This is a genomic window from Priestia sp. TRM10 (genome assembly GCF_057808375.1).
In genome coordinates this window covers 131,258-149,955 of the sequence record NZ_JBJZOT010000011.1, presented here as the reverse complement: position 1 = coordinate 149,955, position 18,698 = coordinate 131,258, and the positions used below count along the sequence as shown (strand labels likewise).

The 18,698-nt window shown below is 37.4% G+C and carries 18 protein-coding genes; 5 read left to right on the top strand and 13 right to left on the bottom strand.

Features of this window, described 5'->3' with window-relative positions; all coding sequences use genetic code 11:
* Window positions 1–20 precede the first annotated feature (20 nt).
* The 5 genes from ACK3CR_RS09120 to murA all read right to left on the bottom strand — a co-directional run bounded on the left by ACK3CR_RS09120 (window position 21) and on the right by murA (window position 5,290).
* Entirely contained in the window at window positions 21–593 is a 573-nt protein-coding gene (locus ACK3CR_RS09120) for a thymidine kinase (RefSeq protein WP_243516333.1), read from the bottom strand.
* Window positions 594–818: 225 nt separating this feature from the next.
* Entirely contained in the window at window positions 819–1,019 is a 201-nt protein-coding gene (gene rpmE, locus ACK3CR_RS09115) for a 50S ribosomal protein L31 (RefSeq protein WP_019394784.1), read from the bottom strand.
* Window positions 1,020–1,153: 134 nt separating this feature from the next.
* The gene (rho, locus tag ACK3CR_RS09110; RefSeq protein ID WP_061804808.1) at window positions 1,154–2,428 is read right to left on the bottom strand and encodes a transcription termination factor Rho; all 1,275 of its coding nucleotides are present in this window, start codon (window positions 2,426–2,428) and stop codon (window positions 1,154–1,156) included.
* Window positions 2,429–3,010: 582 nt separating this feature from the next.
* On the bottom strand, window positions 3,011–3,979 hold the full coding sequence (gene glpX, locus ACK3CR_RS09105) for a class II fructose-bisphosphatase (protein ID WP_243516330.1): 969 nt from the start codon (window positions 3,977–3,979) through the stop codon (window positions 3,011–3,013).
* A 24-nt stretch (window positions 3,980–4,003) separates the two neighbouring features.
* Window positions 4,004–5,290 (bottom strand): UDP-N-acetylglucosamine 1-carboxyvinyltransferase, encoded by a 1,287-nt coding sequence (gene murA / locus ACK3CR_RS09100; protein ID WP_113750236.1) that lies wholly within the window; start codon window positions 5,288–5,290, stop codon window positions 4,004–4,006.
* A 402-nt stretch (window positions 5,291–5,692) separates the two neighbouring features.
* Here murA and ACK3CR_RS09095 point away from each other — a divergent pair, with 402 nt between their 5' ends.
* The 4 genes from ACK3CR_RS09095 to ACK3CR_RS09080 are packed head-to-tail and all read left to right on the top strand — an operon-like array spanning window position 5,693 to window position 7,382.
* The gene (locus ACK3CR_RS09095) at window positions 5,693–6,016 is read left to right on the top strand and encodes a PadR family transcriptional regulator (protein ID WP_040365750.1); all 324 of its coding nucleotides are present in this window, start codon (window positions 5,693–5,695) and stop codon (window positions 6,014–6,016) included.
* A 1-nt stretch (window position 6,017) separates the two neighbouring features.
* Window positions 6,018–6,689: a hypothetical protein gene (locus tag ACK3CR_RS09090; RefSeq protein WP_410914276.1), complete on the top strand. Its 672-nt coding sequence runs from the start codon at window positions 6,018–6,020 to the stop codon at window positions 6,687–6,689.
* Window positions 6,690–6,733: 44 nt separating this feature from the next.
* The gene (locus tag ACK3CR_RS09085) at window positions 6,734–6,946 is read left to right on the top strand and encodes a hypothetical protein (RefSeq protein WP_488975269.1); all 213 of its coding nucleotides are present in this window, start codon (window positions 6,734–6,736) and stop codon (window positions 6,944–6,946) included.
* 13 nt (window positions 6,947–6,959) lie between these two features.
* Window positions 6,960–7,382, top strand: a complete 423-nt coding sequence (locus ACK3CR_RS09080) for a hypothetical protein (RefSeq protein WP_243516315.1) — start codon at window positions 6,960–6,962, stop codon at window positions 7,380–7,382.
* Window positions 7,383–7,426: 44 nt separating this feature from the next.
* On the opposite strand, the gene fsa is transcribed toward ACK3CR_RS09080, so the two are convergent.
* The 3 genes from fsa to ACK3CR_RS09065 form a co-directional block, all read right to left on the bottom strand.
* A complete protein-coding gene (fsa, locus tag ACK3CR_RS09075; protein ID WP_243516313.1) occupies window positions 7,427–8,074 on the bottom strand; it encodes a fructose-6-phosphate aldolase in 648 nt (215 codons plus the stop codon).
* A 96-nt stretch (window positions 8,075–8,170) separates the two neighbouring features.
* Window positions 8,171–9,028 (bottom strand): class II fructose-bisphosphate aldolase, encoded by an 858-nt coding sequence (locus ACK3CR_RS09070; protein WP_488975268.1) that lies wholly within the window; start codon window positions 9,026–9,028, stop codon window positions 8,171–8,173.
* A gap of 275 nt (window positions 9,029–9,303) precedes the next feature.
* On the bottom strand, window positions 9,304–9,675 hold the full coding sequence (locus ACK3CR_RS09065) for a response regulator (RefSeq protein WP_019394775.1): 372 nt from the start codon (window positions 9,673–9,675) through the stop codon (window positions 9,304–9,306).
* A gap of 244 nt (window positions 9,676–9,919) precedes the next feature.
* Between ACK3CR_RS09065 and ACK3CR_RS09060 the strand changes: the two genes are divergently transcribed.
* The gene (locus ACK3CR_RS09060) at window positions 9,920–10,450 is read left to right on the top strand and encodes a DUF2529 family protein (protein WP_488975266.1); all 531 of its coding nucleotides are present in this window, start codon (window positions 9,920–9,922) and stop codon (window positions 10,448–10,450) included.
* 36 nt (window positions 10,451–10,486) lie between these two features.
* On the opposite strand, the gene pyrG is transcribed toward ACK3CR_RS09060, so the two are convergent.
* The 5 genes from pyrG to ACK3CR_RS09035 all read right to left on the bottom strand — a co-directional run bounded on the left by pyrG (window position 10,487) and on the right by ACK3CR_RS09035 (window position 18,693).
* The gene (gene pyrG, locus ACK3CR_RS09055; RefSeq protein ID WP_243516309.1) at window positions 10,487–12,094 is read right to left on the bottom strand and encodes a CTP synthase; all 1,608 of its coding nucleotides are present in this window, start codon (window positions 12,092–12,094) and stop codon (window positions 10,487–10,489) included.
* A gap of 349 nt (window positions 12,095–12,443) precedes the next feature.
* Window positions 12,444–13,001 (bottom strand): DNA-directed RNA polymerase subunit delta, encoded by a 558-nt coding sequence (gene rpoE, locus ACK3CR_RS09050; protein WP_328123913.1) that lies wholly within the window; start codon window positions 12,999–13,001, stop codon window positions 12,444–12,446.
* Between the two features lie 245 nt (window positions 13,002–13,246).
* Window positions 13,247–16,441 (bottom strand): fused isobutyryl-CoA mutase/GTPase IcmF, encoded by a 3,195-nt coding sequence (gene icmF / locus ACK3CR_RS09045; RefSeq protein ID WP_410914202.1) that lies wholly within the window; start codon window positions 16,439–16,441, stop codon window positions 13,247–13,249.
* Between the two features lie 20 nt (window positions 16,442–16,461).
* On the bottom strand, window positions 16,462–17,592 hold the full coding sequence (locus ACK3CR_RS09040; protein WP_488975265.1) for an acyl-CoA dehydrogenase: 1,131 nt from the start codon (window positions 17,590–17,592) through the stop codon (window positions 16,462–16,464).
* A gap of 18 nt (window positions 17,593–17,610) precedes the next feature.
* Entirely contained in the window at window positions 17,611–18,693 is a 1,083-nt protein-coding gene (locus ACK3CR_RS09035) for an acyl-CoA dehydrogenase family protein (RefSeq protein WP_410914200.1), read from the bottom strand.
* Between the last annotated feature and the right edge of the window lie 5 nt (window positions 18,694–18,698).

The following is an 18,698-nucleotide window of genomic DNA, read 5'->3' as shown; positions in this document are numbered from 1 at the left end:
TTTTTCTATTACTATTTATTTTACAGAGGCGGATTAGCATGACATTTACGACAAACTGGATAGTAGGAATCATTTCCCCCAATTTGAATTTGTTCACCTGTATATACAGGCTTCCCAGCATCATCTACGCGCAAATTCATAATTGCTTTACGCTCACAAAACCAGCAAATTGTCTTCATTTCTTCTACTTTATCAGCATAAATTAATAAATAACGACTTCCTTCAAAAAGTTCGTTTTGAAAGTCATTTTTTAGTCCGAAACACATAACAGGAATATTGAGTTCATCTACAATACGAGCAAGCTGTAAAACGTTATCTTTATTAAGAAACTGAGCTTCATCAATAAGGATACAGTTCGGCTTTGGAGAATGATCAAAGACAATATTAAAGATGTCGGTGTCATCAAATATTGGAATAGCTTTTCGACGAAGGCCCACTCTACTTGAGACATATCCTATTTCATCTCTTGTATCAATTCCAGAAGTAAACATAAGGACTGTTTTATTTTGTTCCTCATAGTTGTTTGCCACTTTTAAAATTTCAATTGATTTTCCACTATTCATTGCGCCATATTTAAAAAATAACTGTGCCATCAAATTCTCCTTACCTTGTTATTCATCTCTCTTTACATATCCTTAGGAGTAGCTTTCCATACGTTGCGCTTTTCTATGTTTAGAGCGAACCACATTAAAAAGAAGATAAGTTTTATACATATCTTCCTAGGTGTCCTATGATAATATAAACATTTTATGTTTCACTATGTAAAAAACAGGCAAGAGCTTGAGCCGCTTGCCTGTTTTGATCGTACATATTTACGATTACTTAAGACCGTATTTTTTATTGAAACGTTCAACACGACCGTCTGCAGAAGCGAAACGTTGACGTCCTGTGTAGAATGGATGGCACTCAGAGCAAACCTCTACGCGTACCTCTTCTTTAACAGAACCAGTTTCAAATTCATTACCGCAAGAACATTTTACTGTTGCTTTTTTATAATCCGGATGAATTGCTGATTTCATGTTTTTCATCTCCTTCCGCCCTGAATCATCTGAAACAGAGTTATATCCACGCTGATTGCGTGATGTCGCACATCTTTGAATTATAACAAGGGTTTACTTCTTTTGCAATAGCATTGTTTTATAAGAAGAAAATGTTAACGTTTGCCGTGTGTGACCGCTTTTCTTTCCTCTGTCAACGCTTGAAAGAAATCTTCATTTGATTTCGTTTGACGTAAACGACGCATAAACTTATCAACAAAGTCAGGAGCATCTGCCATTGTTTTACGGATTGCCCATAAATGATCAAGATGCTCTTTCGGGATCAACATTTCTTCTTTACGAGTACCTGAACGACGAATATCAATTGCAGGGAAGATACGCTTCTCAGCAAGTGAACGGTCAAGATGAAGCTCCATGTTTCCTGTACCTTTAAACTCTTCATAAATAACGTCATCCATACGTGAACCTGTATCAACAAGCGCTGTTGCAAGAATAGTTAAACTACCGCCTTCTTCAATATTTCGGGCAGCCCCAAAAAATCGCTTTGGACGGTGGAACGCTGCAGGATCAATACCACCTGAAAGCGTACGTCCACTTGGTGGAATAACTAAGTTATAAGCACGAGCCAATCTTGTAATACTATCCATTAAAATAACCACATCTTTTTTATGTTCTACTAAACGCATAGCACGCTCTAGAACAAGTTCTGCTACTTTAATGTGATTTTCCGGAACTTCGTCAAATGTTGAACTAACAACATCCCCTTCTACAGAACGCTCAATATCTGTTACTTCTTCAGGACGCTCGTCAATAAGAAGAACAATAAGCTCTGCTTCTGGATTATTTGTAGCAATGCTATTTGCAATTTCTTTTAAAAGCATTGTTTTTCCTGCTTTTGGCGGGGCTACAATAAGACCACGCTGACCAAAACCAACAGGAGCAATCAAATCCATCACACGAGTTGATAAGTGATTTGGTTTTGTTTCAAGCGTAATTTGACGATCTGGATAAATTGGAGTCAAGGCAGGGAAATGCACACGTTCTTTTGCAGACTCTGGATCATCTCCGTTAACCGCTTCCACGTGTAACAAACCATAATAACGTTCATTTTCTTTAGGAGGACGTACTTTCCCCGAAACTTTGTCTCCATTACGCAAATCAAAACGACGAATTTGAGATGCTGAAATATAAATATCCTCTGAACTTGGAGAGTAGTTAATTGGACGTAAAAAACCAAAACCCTCTGATTGAATAATTTCAAGAACACCTTCCATAAATAGTAAGCCGTCCTTTTCAGCTTGTGCTTTTAAAATTGCAAAGATTAATTCCTTTTTAGTTAACTTACTATAGTATGAAACACTATATTCACGAGCGTGCTCATATAATTCTTTTAATTTCATATTTTCTAAACTCGATAATGTTAAGCTCATGGAAAACACCACTTTTCAAGATAAAATTTTTCAAAAATGCAAGATTTTATAAAGCATTAGGAAAGCTTGCACAAACAATGATAAAAAAACTAAATACTCGTTTAGCCTGTTCTTCCTAAATAATTCTTTTACTATTTTTCCGCTGGGATCAATCTATATTTTAGGAGAAGATAAATTAAAACTTCTAACGTGTAGGAGTTCATCTTTACTACTTTGTTCTGGATAAAAAGCAGTTGAGATAAGATAAACAGAAGTATAAAGAGTAGAGTAGTGTTTTTCTATTTGTGTAGCATTCTCTATTCTAACCCTTTTTACACTTTTTAATCAACAAAAAAGGTGAGCTATTATAATGGGACTCAGCAATGAGGATTAAAGATAAATTCGCGCTTATCCCTTCATTTCCTTCATTTTAGGCTAATGTCACTACAAAGGAAACGGAAACAAATTCCAGTAATATATCAAGCGTTGCCTCAATCTGGCAACGCTTGATCATTAGACTTTATATAACTATTAAAATAGTACATTCTGAAAAGAAATACAAGATATGATAGCTCTAATTTTAATTATGGTTAAAAAGTTCCGTTATGGCTTAATAACTAGGTTTGGCTTTTTCTTCAGGCTGTGACGACCATCAATAAAACGAACTGTACCCGACTTTGCTCTCATAACAAGTGATTGAGTTGTACCGATAGACCCTTTAAATTGAACACCTTTTAAAAGTTCACCATCTGTTACCCCTGTCGCTGCAAAGATGGCATCTTCCCCTTTTACAAGGTCGTCCATATAAAGAACGCGATCAACATCCTCAATGCCCATTTCTTTACAACGTTTTAATTCTTCTTCACTTTGTGGTAAAAGCTTCCCCTGAAGTTCCCCACCTAAACACTTTAAAGCAACAGCTGCTAAAACACCTTCTGGCGCTCCGCCTGAACCAAATAAAATGTCAACGCCTGTATTGTCAAAAGCGGTGTTAATAGCCCCTGCAACGTCTCCATCGTTAATAAGCTTAATGCGTGCACCTGCTTCACGAAGTTCATGAATGATTCTCTCATGACGTGAACGGTTTAGAACTGTTGCTACAACATCTTCAATATCTTTATTTTTAGCTTTTGCTACCGCTCTCAAGTTATCAATAACAGAAGCATTAATATCAACTTTGCCAACAGCTTCTGGACCTACAGCAATTTTTTCCATATACATATCAGGGGCATGAAGTAAGTTCCCATTATCCGCAACAGCTAATACAGCTAGGGCATTCCACCCTCCTGCTGCAACAATATTTGTTCCTTCAAGAGGGTCAACAGCAACATCAACACGTGGCCCATAGCCTGTACCAAGCTTCTCACCAATATATAGCATTGGCGCTTCATCCATTTCTCCCTCACCAATAACAACAGTCCCTTTCATTGGGATTGTATCAAAAACATCACGCATTGCAGATGTAGCAGCCTCATCTGCTTCTTCTTTTTTTCCTCTTCCCATCCATCGTCCTGATGCAAGAGCTGCTGCTTCTGTTACACGAACTAATTCCATTGATAAACTTCTTTCCATTCTCATCCATCTCCAGTCGGTGATTTAAGAATTTTGAAATTGCTCAATTTCCTGTTCTGTCATACGTTCGCGCCAAATAACTGCCCCTAAACCTGAGAGTTTATCAACAAGATGGCTATACCCTCTGTCAATATGCTCAAGTCCAGTAATCTCAGTGATGCCTTTTGCCATTAATCCTGCTGTTACAAGTGCTGCACCTGCTCGCAAATCAGAAGCCTTCACTTTTGCTCCTTGAAGCTCTGTCGGACCATTAATAATAGCAGAACGACCCTCTACTTTTACAGACGCATTCATTCTTCTTAATTCGTCAATATGTTTGAAGCGTGCACTATAAATAGTATCAGTTACCATGCTTGTCCCTTCTGCTTTCGTTAGAAGAGCTGTAATTGGTTGCTGTAAATCTGTGGGGAATCCAGGGTGAACGAGTGTCTTAATATCCGCTGCTTTTAAGTTTTCTTTTCCTCTAATAAGCACTTGATCATTGTTCGTTTGCACTTCTACTCCGATTTCACGAAGTTTTGCAATTAATGGTTCGATATGCTTAGGGATTACATTGTCAATTAACACTTCTTCTCCCATTGAAGCCGCCATTATCATATATGTACCTGCTTCAATTCGATCAGGAATAATAGAATGACGGCAACCGCTTAGATGATCAACTCCATCAATACGAATAACGTCTGTTCCTGCCCCTTTAATACGTGCTCCCATGCTTGTAAGAAGGGTAGCAACATCAATGATTTCCGGCTCTTTCGCCGCATTTTCAATAACAGTGCGCCCTTTTGCTCTCACAGCTGCAAGCATAATATTAATTGTAGCCCCAACACTGACAACATCTAAATAGATGCGTGCTCCTTTTAACTCTTCTGCTCGTAAATAGATAGCTCCCTGCTCATTGGTTACCTTTGCCCCTAGAGCTTCAAAACCTTTAATATGCTGGTCTATTGGACGAGGACCTAAATGACATCCTCCAGGAAGTCCAACAACTGCTTTCTTAAATCTTCCAAGCATAGCTCCCATTAAATAATAAGAAGCTCGTAGCCTTTTCACCTTTCCATTTGGGAGCGGCATCGAAATCATCTTTTCAGGATTTATTTTAAGCTCGTGAGCATCCATTGAAACACTTCCGCCAATTTCCTCGATTAAGCTGCTTAGGATAGCAACATCTGAAATATCAGGAAGACCTTCGATTGTAACAGGCGACTCAGCTAAAATCGTAGCAGGAATTAAAGCAACAGCACTATTTTTAGCCCCGCTTATTCTCACTTCACCTTTTAACTTGTGACCACCTTCGATTTTCAATTTTTCCATGTTATTCTCCTTTCTAGCAGACCGATGTTCTACTATGTCAGAGTTACGTATTATACGTTCGTCATCATTATTGCCGATAATAACTTATATGTTACAAAAATAATAAAAACTTTAAACAATTTATAATAGACTACCTTATGATAACACTTTCAAAAAAGGATGACGATAGGGTTTTTCACACATATGAGGAAAAAAGTAATTCTTTTTAATCCCTATCTTTTTTCTTATTCTAAACTTTCTTCTACCATACAATATATCATTCTTGCCTAAAAAAACAATTCTTACTTCCTCAAATTTCAATAAATGAATATAAGTACCTTGCAAAACAATATAGACTGGAATATAATGTATTAAAACTACCTTGCAAAGCAATATAGATAAGAATCGTGGTGATGAGAACAATTGGATAATCAAAGCCAGTTACTAAAAGGGATACTAGAAGGCTGTATTTTGCTTGTTATCTCTCGAAAAGAAGTATATGGATATGAACTTAGCGAGCGTCTTCATCAGGCAGGGCTAACTATGGTGAAGGAAGGAAGTATTTATCCGGTGCTTGCTCGTATGCAAAAACTAAAATGGATTAAAGGAACAATGAAACCTTCCCCATCAGGTCCAAACCGAAAATACTACAAACTGACAAGTGAAGGAGAAGAAGCCTTAAGGCAGTTTGAAGAAAATTGGGATGATATTATTGGTGCCGTTAGTCAATTGAAAGGAGAGATGTAGTTTGAATACGAAAGATATTATTAAGAGGAATAGAGAACTACAAGCATCTCTAAATACTCATAATGAAAAAGTTTACGAGAATATGGTTGTCTATATAAGACTGAACTCACTATCTGAACGAGCCACAGAAGAAACGTTACTTGAAATATTGGAACATCTCGTTATTGGACAGCAAAATGGTAAAAAGGCGGAAGAAATCTTCGGCTCTGATTTAAAAGCTTATTGTGATGATGTATTAGTCAATCTACCTAAGGAAACAAAAGCTCTTCAATTTATGAATATTCTTTATTTCAATACTTTAATTTTCATGTGGATGTTTATTCCTAAAACGATTGGAGAAATCCTTGGTCTCTTCTACCCTGCTTTTTCAGAAGACCATATTTCCCTTCTTCCTTTTTTAATTTCATGGCCTTTTACATGGATTATCATTTGGGCAGTTTTAAAAGCTATTAAAAATAGTGTTTATGGCTCAAAAGGCTGGATTGCCCTTGGAGTTTCTACGTTTGTCATCGGTACTATCTCATATGTTTTCACGAATCAAATTTTTAAAGACGTATGGACAGTTCCAATGAATCTGTTAATAAGCACTTCTATTACTTGTCTACTTTTCACTCTTCAGTATGCATTTAAAAAATATTCAAAGCATCTCGAAACAAAAATCTCCTACAGCTAAGCATTCACATAAACTAAAAAAATCTATAAAAGGAGCGAAAAACGTTGACTACAGAAGAACTAATTAAAAGGAATACTATTCTTCAACGAAGTTTAACAAAGGAAAATGCTTTCGCTTACGAAATAGTGCTTACCTATGTAAGAGGAAGCAATGTTTCTGAACGAGCAACAGAGGAAACGCTTTTAGAAATTATCGAGCATTTAATAACAGGGGAAAAATGCCGAAGATTTATTCGGGCGAGATTTAAAACAATATAGTAAAGACATTGTAGTGAACTTACCTAAGGAAACAAAATCAGTTCATCTAATTGATGCCTTTTATTTTGGAACCTTAATGCTTATGTGGATGTTTATTGTGGAAACAGCAGGGCAGTTTCTTAGCACATTTTTTGACAGATTCTCAAAAGATACATTTTCAATTATTCCTTATCTTATTAGCTTAATTTCTTTAGCTCTTCTTATTACTTGTTTCATGAAGTTACTTAAAAACGCAGATTCAAAGTTATGGACTGCGATTACTATCATCGTTGGAGTATTAAGTATTCCATCATTTATTGTCTCAAGGTATTTATTTGAAGGCGTTTGGACATTGCCTATTAATTTTTCCATTAGTTTCTTTATTACCTTATCATTATTCCTGATTCAATATATTTTTAAAAAATGGTCTAACTCCCTTCAGAATGGATGGGTCTAACAAAAGAATCCCTCTAGATATTTCTAGAGGGATTTTTTCATCTATCAAACGTTCACACGAGCTTCCCAGTCTTGTAGGAATTTCTCGATACCTTGTTCTGTTAATGGATGGTGGAAAAGTTGCATGATAACTTTTAACGGAATTGTCGCAATATCTGCACCACGTAATGCTGCTTCTTTAACATGTAATGGATGACGGATACTTGCAGCAATAATCTCCGTTGGTAAATCATGAACTGCAAAGATTTCAGCAATTTCACTGATTAAATCTAACCCCTCATGACCAAGGTCATCAAGACGTCCTAAAAATGGAGATACGTATGTTGCACCTGCACGTGCTGCTAAAAGTGCTTGGTTTGCAGAGAAAACAAGTGTAACGTTTGTTTTAATGCCCGCTTCAGAAAAATATTTGACAGCTTTTAAGCCATCGGGAGTCATTGGAACTTTTATCGTAATATTCGGAGAAATTTTAGCAAGCTCTTTTCCTTCTTCAATCATTTCCTCTGCTTTCAAGGAAATAACCTCCGCGCTTACAGATCCTGGAACAAGACTAGCAATTTCTTTCAAACGCTCTTCGAAAGATACATTCTCTTTTGCAACTAGGCTAGGGTTTGTTGTAACACCAGCTAGAATTCCTAATTCATGTGCTTCTTTGATTTCATCTAGATTCGCTGTATCGATAAAAAATTTCATTTTCCTCATCCCTTCTTTTTTCCTTTTATTTAAAACGGTTACAAGAAAGATATAAAAGCGAGGAAGCTTGTAAAAAAGACTTCCTCACATGTTTAATTATGCTTTGTTTGAAGAACCAAACTCACGCATTTTACCAATAACAGTCTCTTTAATTGCTTCACGAGCTGGTCCTAGGTATTTACGTGGATCATATACTTCAGCGTCTGCTGCTAATACTTCACGAACAGCTTTTGCAGAAGAAATTTGGTTTTCTGTGTTTACATTGATTTTAGCTGTACCGAAAGAAATCGCTTTTTGGATATCTTTTGTTGGAATTCCCGTACCACCGTGTAATACAAGCGGCATGTTTGTAAGACCACTGATTTCTTCCATTTCTTTGAACCCTAAGTTTGGCTCCCCTTTGTAAGGACCGTGAACAGAACCAAGTGCTGGAGCTAGGCAGTCGATACCTGTACGCTCTACAAGCTCTTTACATTCTTGTGCATCTGCGTAAATTACGCCGTCAGCAATCACGTCATCTTCTTGTCCACCAACAGTTCCAAGCTCAGCTTCAACAGATACACCGTGGATGTGAGCAAGCTCAACAACTTTAGATGTTACCGCTACGTTTTCTTCGAAAGGACCGTGAGAAGCGTCGATCATAACAGATGTGAAACCAGCATGAATAGCTTTTGCACAAGACTCAAAGCTTGAACCATGGTCAAGGTGAATCGCAACAGGTACTGTTACGTTGTACTCTTCCATAAGTGCTTCCACAAGTTTCACGATTGTTTTGAATCCGCCCATGTAACGGCCTGCACCTTCAGAAACACCAAGGATAACTGGAGATTTTTCTTCTTGTGCTGCTTGTAAAATCGCTTGCGTGAACTCTAAGTTGTTCAAGTTGAATTGACCTACTGCATAACCGTTATCTTTAGCAGTATTCAACATTTCTTTCATTGATACTAATGGCATTAGTAAATCCTCCTCTAAACTGTTGAAAGCTCGTTTCTTTAATAAAAGGAATAAAGCTTTAAAATAATGTAAGTACATCTTTAGGATACCAATTTACGAACTTGACGGCAATATAAAAGCTAGCAGAGTTCGACAAAAATAGGCAACCTCTCTTAAAAAAATGCCATATTTTTATACATTTTATGCAGTTAATACAAGAAAAAAACGCGCATAGCAAAGCCCGTGAGATTGAATAGTGATATGTAGAATTTCACAGCAACGAGGAGATTATAGTACTAGTTAGTATTAACTGGAATATATTTTTTTACAGCTTGACGAATTTCATCAATATCAAATGGTTTTGCAAAGTGTGTCAGCGCTCCTAAATCCTTTGCTTCTTGAATCATATCAAGCTCCCCATAGGCTGTCATAATGATGACTTTCACTGTTGCATCTAGTTCTTTTAGACGCTTTAAAATTTCAATTCCATCCATTCCGGGAATTTTCATATCTAATAAAACTAAATCTGGCGTGCGTTCTTTTGCAATATCAATAGCTTCAAAGCCGTTGGAAGCTTGAAGTGTTTTATATCCTTCTTTTTGCAACACTTCTGTTAAAAGAATGCGTATCCCGTACTGATCATCTACAATTAAAATTCGTTCTTCCACTTCTATCCCACCTTAAAATAAATTTTCGTACCGAGGACTACTTTACTCTATTCTACTTAGAAAAAGAAATCCCTTCTTTCACAAAAAATAACTTTTTGTACATTCTTAGCGGAGAAAGCGCTCGAACTTCTTAATTATAATCAAAAATAACATTTCGCAGAATAAAATACTTATTTTTTTATAGTTCGGCTTTTTAAATCCTTGGTGTTGTAAGCTATAATAGCTAGCAGAGGTGAATAATAATATGATGAAGATTTTTACAACCCAATTGAACGGATACTTCAATCGAATAAGTGAGAAAGAAGAGCTAAATATAGAAGATGGAGCACGCATACTTGCTCAAGGACTCATAGGCGATGGTAAACTTTTCGTCCATGGTTTTCAAGAGATGGAGGCTATTGCTATTGAAGCAACAAAAGGAGCAGATGCTTTAAATGCTGAACTTCTTCTTTCTAACCAAAACCTTGAAAATATAACAAGCGTTGACCGAGTTTTAGTTTTTAGTCGCTATGCTCATGACCAAGAAGCTATAGAATTAGCTAAATCTATCACTGAGAAAGACATTCCTTTTGTTACTATGGGGGCTCTTGACCCTAAACAAGAGGGAGAAACTGCAGCTGATTATTCAGATGTACATATTGATATAAAACTTCTTAAACCACTTATCCCTGGTGATGATGGAGAGCGCTTTGGTTTTCCTTCTACAATGGTTGGCCTATATGCTTACTATGCCGTACTATTCACAATAAAAGAAATGATGGAAGAATACGAATAAAAAAAGCAGCTGATGATTATCAGCTGCTTTTTAATATTATTGTTTTTTACCTAACTCAATTGAAGCACGAACAAACTCTCTAAATAGAGGTTGTGAACGCGTTGGACGTGATGTGAACTCTGGGTGGAATTGACAAGCTAAGAACCAAGGGTGGTCTTTTAACTCTACAATTTCCACTAGGCGACCGTCTGGGCTTGTACCAGAGAAAACAAAACCTTCATCTTCCATTGCTTGACGGAATTCATTATTGAATTCATAGCGATGGCGGTGGCGTTCATATACCACTTCATCTTTGTATGCTTGCTGTGCTAACGTACCATCAACAAGTTTACATGGATATAAACCAAGACGAAGTGTTCCACCTAAATCTTCTACGTCTTTTTGTTCTGGTAGAAGGTCAATAATTGGGCTTGTTGTCTCAGGTGCAATCTCTGCTGAATGAGCATCAGTAAGACCTAAAACGTGGCGAGCAAACTCTACAGATGCAAGCTGCATACCTAAACAAATACCAAAGAATGGTACTTTATTTTCACGAGCATATTTGATCGTTGTAATCTTCCCTTCGATTCCACGATCTCCAAATCCTCCCGGTACAATAATTCCATCAACATTTGCAAGTTCTTCTTTTGCATTTTCTTCTGTAATGTTTTCAGAATTTAACCATTTGATTTTTACATCTGTATCAAAATCATAACCTGCATGGCGAAGTGACTCAACAACAGAAATGTAAGCATCTTGTAGCTCTACATATTTACCAACAAGAGCAATCGTTGCTTTACCAGAAAGGTTTTTCACTTTATTAACAAGGCCTTTCCACTCTGTCATATCTGCTTCACGACAAGGAAGTTTTAAATGTTCACAAGTTAGCTGATCAAGGTTTTGAGCTTGTAGTGCTAAAGGAATTTCGTAAAGTGTTTCCGCATCTCCAGCTTCAATAACAGCTTTTGTATCGATATCGCAGAATAAAGCAATCTTATCTTTCATGTCTTGAGAAATTGGCATTTCTGTACGTACAACAATGACGTTTGGTTGAATACCTAAGCTGCGAAGTTCTTTTACACTATGCTGTGTTGGTTTTGTCTTCATTTCTCCTGCAGCTTTTAAATATGGAACAAGCGTACAATGAATATACATTACATTGTCACGACCAATGTCGCTTTTGATTTGACGAATAGCTTCAAGGAATGGAAGAGATTCGATATCTCCTACTGTTCCTCCAATTTCTGTAATAACCACATCTGCATTCGTTTCTTTTCCAGCACGGAATACACGATCTTTAATTTCATTTGTGATGTGTGGGATAACTTGCACAGTACCACCAAGATAGTCTCCACGACGCTCTTTTCTTAATACTGTTGAATAAATTTTCCCTGTTGTTACGTTGCTATATTTGTTCAAGTTGATATCAATGAAACGCTCATAGTGACCTAAGTCTAAGTCTGTTTCTGCACCATCATCAGTTACAAACACTTCACCATGCTGATATGGACTCATTGTTCCTGGGTCAACGTTAATGTATGGATCGAACTTTTGGATTGTTACGCTTAACCCACGGTTTTTTAATAAACGGCCTAGAGAGGCTGCTGTAATTCCTTTTCCAAGTGATGATACTACTCCACCAGTTACAAAGATATATTTTGTCATCTGTACTTCCCCCTCTAAATTTAGGTTATCTTATTTAAAAAATTCTATGAAAAAGCAAAAAGAAGGCATATGTATCCTTCTTAAAAGTTTGCACGAGCTTATAAGTCATCATTCATATAAAAATAATGATCAACACTTTAGCAAAACTTCCCTCCAAAAATGGGAGCTTCCAATTTATATAAAAAAATCAAAAAATTGCTCTTTATCTTATATACAACTCTATAAAAACAAAATTGCTCCCATCCTGCACATGCAGTAATGGGAGCAATATATATCTTATAAAAGATTGCTTTAATTTTAAGAGCCCAAAAAGAATTCTACAAAGTTCTCTCTTAAAAGTCAAGGCTCTTTATAATTTTTCATCCTCATCAAGCTCTTCATACTCTAATTCTTCATCTTCTAAATCTTCATCATCTAGTTCTTCATCATCTAGATCATAATCTTCTTCTTCAAGCATATCATCATAATCTTCTTCTTCATCTAGTTCTTCATAGTCTTCATCATCAAGACTATCTACATCATTGTACTCTTCGTAGTCATCATCAGCATCTTCATATTCATCAATATCGTCTTTAGCATATCTTTTTGCTTTTCTTTTCTTTGTTTTTACTGTTGCAACAAGATCTTCTTCTGACTGATCAACAGGATACCAGCTGCGTAGTCCCCAGTGGTTGTCCCCAAGCGTAACAAAACGACCATCAATGTTTAAATCTGTATAAAATTGAGCAATACGCTGACGCACTTCTGCTTCTGAAAGACCCACTTTTTTTTGAATTTCTTCCACTAAATCGTGAAAAGAAAATGCTTTTGGTTCTTTGCTATCTGACATAATTTCAAACGCTAACTCGATCATTGCCGTTTCGCGTAGTTCTTCTTGAGTATATTGGTTTAGACCCAAAATAGACACACCCTTCCTATGTATCAAACTTATCTATAAAGTTTTCATAACTGTACTATTATAGCCTGTCAATGTTGTGTAAACACACCAAGTATTATTTTATCACGTGTAACATGAAATACATACCATTCATTATAAACAAATTTTATCCATTTATGCTAGTGTTGATAAGCAAAAAATTCATTAAGCAAACTTCTTTTCTAAAAAAGGGAAAACCTTATGAAAGTCTCATTTCATTAAGGTTTTCCTCTCTATTACATATTCCGTCTATATTGCCCTCCTACTTCATACAAAGCATGAGTAATTTGACCAAGGCTAGCCGTCTTTACGGTATTCATCAACTCTGTGAAAATATTACCACCATTTCTAGCTACTTCTTTTAATTTTTCTAAATCCCTTTCTGCTTTTCCTCTATATTTTTCTTGGAAATTTTGCAGGTCAACAATTCTTTTTTGCTTTTCTTCTTTCGTTGAGCGAGCAAGCTCCATACTGTCAATGCTTTCTTCACTTTGGGCTTCAGGATTTTGGTACGTATTCACTCCAATGATAGGCAGTTCTCCTGTGTGTTTCTTCATTTCATAAAACATTGATTCATCTTGAATTTTGCTACGCTGATATTGCATTTCCATGGCTCCCAGCACGCCACCTCTATCGCTGATTCTTTCGAATTCTTTTAACACTTCTTCCTCTACAAGATCTGTTAATTCTTCCACAATAAAAGAACCTTGAAGCGGGTTTTCATTTTTGGTTAGTCCATGCTCTTTTGTTACGATAAGTTGAATTGCCATTGCTCGTCGAACAGATTCTTCTGTTGGAGTCGTAATGGCCTCATCATAAGCATTTGTATGAAGAGAGTTACAATTATCATGAAGAGCCATAAGCGCTTGAAGGGTTGTGCGAATATCATTAAACGAAATTTCTTGTGCATGCAAAGATCGACCTGATGTCTGCACATGATATTTCAGCTTCTGACTACGTTCGTTCCCACCGTATTTCTCTCGCATTACAATTGCCCAAATTCGTCTTGCTACCCTTCCAATCACTGTATACTCTGCATCCAAGCCATTGCTGAAGAAAAAGGAAAGATTCGGAGCAAATTCATCAATTTTCATCCCTCTGCTCAAATAATATTCAACATACGTAAACCCATTAGCAAGCGTAAAAGCAAGCTGAGAAATCGGATTTGCTCCTGCTTCTGCAATATGATAGCCAGAAATAGATACAGAATAATAATTTCTGACCTTCTCATCAATAAAATATTGCTGAATATCTCCCATCATCCGAAGAGCAAATTCTGTTGAGAAAATGCATGTATTTTGGCCTTGGTCTTCTTTTAGAATATCAGCCTGAACCGTTCCTCTCACAACATTTAATGTGTGCGCTTTCAATTCTTCAATCTCTTCTTGTTCAAGCTTGCGTAAAAGCTCCTTCTCTCTCCTATCTATCGCTTGGTCGATAGCAGTATTGAGAAACATCGCAAGTAAGATAGGAGCAGGGCCATTGATTGTCATTGATACAGATGTTGTTGGGGCACATAAATCAAATCCCTTATATAATTCTTTCATATCGTCTAATGTGCAGATGCTTACCCCGCTCTCCCCTATTTTCCCGAAAATATCAGGACGAATATTTGGATCTTCACCATACAGTGTTACAGAATCAAAAGCAGTGCTTAATCTATGTGCACTTTCCCCTTTAGAAAGATAATGAAAACGGCGGTTAGTTCGTTCAGGCGGCCCTTCGCCTGCGAACTGTCTTTTAGGATCTTCTCCTTTTCGCTTAAAGGGAAAAACACCTGCTGTAAATGGAAAGAATCCAGGGGTATTTTCTCTATAAACCCATTTTAAAATATCGCCATAATCATGGTAAGAAGGCAGCATAACTTTAGGTACTTTAAGACCCGATAACGTTGTCGTAACAAGCTCTGTTGTGATTGTTTTTCCTCTTACTTTTGTAGAAAAAGTATCACCTTTGTAAGAGGCTGTTTTTTCTTCCCACGTCTCTAAAATTTTAAGTGATTCTTTTGAAAGTTTTTCTTTTTCTTTTTCTTGTAGCTCCCTCATATGCTCTTTTACGTCTTCATTAAAAGTAAGTTCTTCTGCTCCTTGGAGTCTGTAAAGGTTTGTAGCATATTCTGCTTGCTGAAGTTTATCTTGATGATACCTCCGAACTGTATCAGAAATTTCCCGCATATAGTGCTGACGGCTTGGTGGAATAATCGTATGCTGCTCTTTTTTTTGACAAATATCTATCCCGCTGTCCGCAAATTTTTCATTGTATTGATTGTTAAGCTTCTTAACCAAGTCATTAAATAGAATATTAGTTCCACTGTCATTGAACTGATTTGCCATCGTTCCATAGACTGGCAATGAATCAAAGTCTTTATCAAATAGAGCGTGGTTTCGCTGATATTGTTTTTGGACTTGTCGTTTTGCATCTTCTGAGCCTCGTTTATCAAACTTGTTGATTACAATAAAATCTGCATAATCAATCATTTCGATCTTCTCAAGCTGCGACGGTGCTCCAAACTCACTTGTCATAACATATAGAGAAAGATCACAAATGTTCGTAATTGACGCATCCCCTTGCCCAATACCGCTCGTTTCAACAATGACAATGTCATAACCAGCTTCCTTCACAACGGTAACAGCATCGTCAATTGCAAAAGACAATTCATGATTCGATCTTCTTGTTGCTAGACTTCTCATAAAAACGCGAGGGGAATTAACGGCATTCATTCGAATTCGGTCACCGAGTAAGGCCCCGCCTGTTTTTTGTTTTGTAGGATCAATAGATAAAACAGCAATTGTAAGCGACGGAAACTGCATTAAAAAACGGCGAATAAGTTCATCTGTAAGAGAGCTCTTCCCAGCTCCGCCTGTTCCTGTTATTCCAATTACCGGAATATCGTTATGAGGTGTCCCTTTAGAAAGCTCTCCTCCATTCTCAACATGTGTAATAAGACGAGCTACTTCTTGGTCGTCGCTTGAATTTAGAGGTAATCTCACCTCTTTTGCTTCAAGTGGAACATCACACTCTTCAATAATTTTATCAATCATTCCCTGCAGGCCATAGTTCCGCCCATCTTCAGGAGAGAAGATATGAGAAATACCGTACTCATGAAGCATTCTAATTTCTTTTGGTAGGATAACTCCTCCACCACCGCCATAAATTTTAATATGACCTGCATTCTTCTCTTGTAGGAGATCATACATATACATAAAGTATTCCATATGTCCTCCTTGGTAGGAAGAAACAGCAATACCTTGGACATCTTCTTGGAGGGCTGCTTGAACAATCTCATCAACAGAACGATTGTGCCCAAGATGAATGACCTCAACACCGCTTCCTTGGAGAAGGCGACGCATAATATTAATGGAGGCATCATGGCCGTCAAATAAGCTTGAAGCTGTAATAAAACGTATATGGTGTTTTCTTTTATATCCCACATTCTCACCACCTTTTTGCCTTATAAATACCGTGAAATCACAAGCCGCTGAATTTCCTGAGTTCCTTCATAAATTTGCGTAATTTTCGCATCACGCATAAACCGTTCAACAGGGTAATCCTTTGTGTAGCCATAGCCACCAAAAACTTGAACAGCCTCTGTTGTCACTTTCATAGCTGTATCTCCGGCGAGAAGCTTTGACATGGCAGAGGCTTTTGCATAAGGCTCTCCTTGTGATTCTAGCCATGCTGCTTGATATGTTAAGAGTCTTGACGCCTCAACGCTTGTTGCCATATCTGCTAGCTTAAAAGCAATCCCTTGTTGAGCAATAATTGGTTTTTTGAACTGATGACGCTCTTTTGCATAGGCAACAGCTGCATCAAGGGCTCCTTGAGCAATCCCAAGAGCTTGGGCCGCAATGCCGTTTCTGCCCCCATCTAATGTCATCATCGCAATCTTGAAGCCTTCTCCTTCTTCTCCAAGAAGGTGTTCTTTACTTACTCGACAATCTTCAAAGATAATCTCTGTTGTCGGAGAAGCACGAATACCGAGCTTTCTTTCCTTCTTTCCAATTGAGAAGCCTTTCATATCTTTTTCAATAATAAAAGCGCTTGTTTCGCCTTTTCCATCACTATTGGTTTTTGCAAAAACAATATATATGTCCGCTTCCCCTCCATTTGTAATGAAAATCTTTGAACCATTTAGAATATATTCATTTCCTTCTTTTCGGGCAGTTGTTTTCATCCCTCCAGCATCTGATCCTGACTGTGATTCTGTTAAAGCATATGCGCCTAGAAATTTTCCTTCTGCCAGAGGAGTTAAATACTTTCTCCTCTGTTCCTCATTTCCAAATGTATAAAGAGGCCAACATGCTAGCGAAGTATGAGCTGAGAGCATAACGCCTGTTGAAGCACATACGCGCGAAAGCTCTTCAACAGCAATGCAGTACATTACATAATCACCACCAATACCTCCGTACTCTTCAGACCAAGGAATCCCTGTCAAACCTATTTCGGCCATTTTTTCAAAGATTGTTCGATCAAATCGTTCCTGCTCGTCTCGTTCTTCCGCTGTTGGACCTACTTCTTTGTCCGCAAAGTCACGTACTGTCTTCCTAATCATTTCATATTCTGATGATAGCTCAAAATTCATCTCTTCTCCCCCTTTAGTTTAGAGACTGCGACTGATTACTATCTTTTGAATCTCACTTGTTCCTTCATAAATCTCACAAACCTTTGCATCTCTGAAAAAACGCTCAGCATGATGATTTGGAAGCCCTCTATATTCTGCTAAACAATCAAGCACACCGCTTGTAACATAAACTGCTGTCTTAGCAGCAAAAAGCTTGGCCATTGAAGCCTCTTTCCTACATGGTTTTCTTTTTTGCTTTAAGAATGCAGCTTGATATGTTAAAAGCTTCGCACCTTCAATACGGGTAGCCATGTTCGCTAAAGGTAGCAGACTTTTTTTGCCCCTTTTCATAAAAAGAAGCGCCTCTTCTAGGGAAGCTTCCGCAATTCCTAAAGCTTGGGCTGCAATTCCAATTCTTCCGATATTCAAATTACTCATGGCAATTTTAAATCCTTCACCTTCATCTCCCAAACGGTTGTCTTTATGAACTTTCATATTTTCAAAGTAGAGAGATGTTGTGCGTGAACCATGCAGCCCCATCTTTTTTTCATCTTTTCCAACCTTCAAACCCACCGTTTCTTTATCTACAATAAAAGCCGTAATACCTTTATTTGTGCGCGCAAAAACAAGGTAAATATCTGCCTCTCCCCCATTTGTAATGAACTGTTTTGCTCCGTTTAGGATATACACATCTCCATCCTTCTCTGCTTTTGTTTTTAAGCTCCCTGCATCCGATCCTGCTCCTGTTTCTGTTAATGCAAAGGCACCCAAAATATCACCACTTGCTAATCTCTTACCATATCGTTCCCGCTGCTTTTCTGTGCCGAATGTTAAAATAGGATTTGTACAAACAGATGTATGAACAGATAAAATAACCCCTAATGCTGCATTTTTTTTAGAGATCTCATGAATGGCCAAGATATAAGAAATAAAATCCAACCCGAGACCTCCATACCTTTTGTTGAAGGGGATTCCCATGAACCCTTCCTTGCTCATTTTTTCAATAAGGGGCCTTGGAAAAACACCTTCCTCCATCCTCTCTACAAAAGGAGCAACTTCTTCCCTTGCAAACTTTTCCATCTCTTGTTGTATCTTGACATGCTCTTTTGTAAAAACGAGCATAGAAT

Excerpts from the sequence above, each read along its gene's own strand:
- ACK3CR_RS09120 (WP_243516333.1), bottom strand. The coding sequence starts at position 593 with ATGGCACAGTTATTTTTTAAATATGGCGCAATGAATAGTGGAAAATCA.
- rpmE (WP_019394784.1), bottom strand. The coding sequence starts at position 1,019 with ATGAAATCAGCAATTCATCCGGATTATAAAAAAGCAACAGTAAAATGT.
- rho (WP_061804808.1), bottom strand. The coding sequence starts at position 2,428 with ATGAGCTTAACATTATCGAGTTTAGAAAATATGAAATTAAAAGAATTA.
- glpX (WP_243516330.1), bottom strand. The coding sequence starts at position 3,979 with ATGGAAAGAAGTTTATCAATGGAATTAGTTCGTGTAACAGAAGCAGCA.
- murA (WP_113750236.1), bottom strand. The coding sequence starts at position 5,290 with ATGGAAAAATTGAAAATCGAAGGTGGTCACAAGTTAAAAGGTGAAGTG.
- fsa (WP_243516313.1), bottom strand. The coding sequence starts at position 8,074 with ATGAAATTTTTTATCGATACAGCGAATCTAGATGAAATCAAAGAAGCA.
- ACK3CR_RS09070 (WP_488975268.1), bottom strand. The coding sequence starts at position 9,028 with ATGCCATTAGTATCAATGAAAGAAATGTTGAATACTGCTAAAGATAAC.
- ACK3CR_RS09060 (WP_488975266.1), top strand. The coding sequence starts at position 9,920 with ATGATGAAGATTTTTACAACCCAATTGAACGGATACTTCAATCGAATA.
- pyrG (WP_243516309.1), bottom strand. The coding sequence starts at position 12,094 with ATGACAAAATATATCTTTGTAACTGGTGGAGTAGTATCATCACTTGGA.
- ACK3CR_RS09040 (WP_488975265.1), bottom strand. The coding sequence starts at position 17,592 with ATGAATTTTGAGCTATCATCAGAATATGAAATGATTAGGAAGACAGTA.
- ACK3CR_RS09035 (WP_410914200.1), bottom strand. The coding sequence starts at position 18,693 with ATGCTCGTTTTTACAAAAGAGCATGTCAAGATACAACAAGAGATGGAA.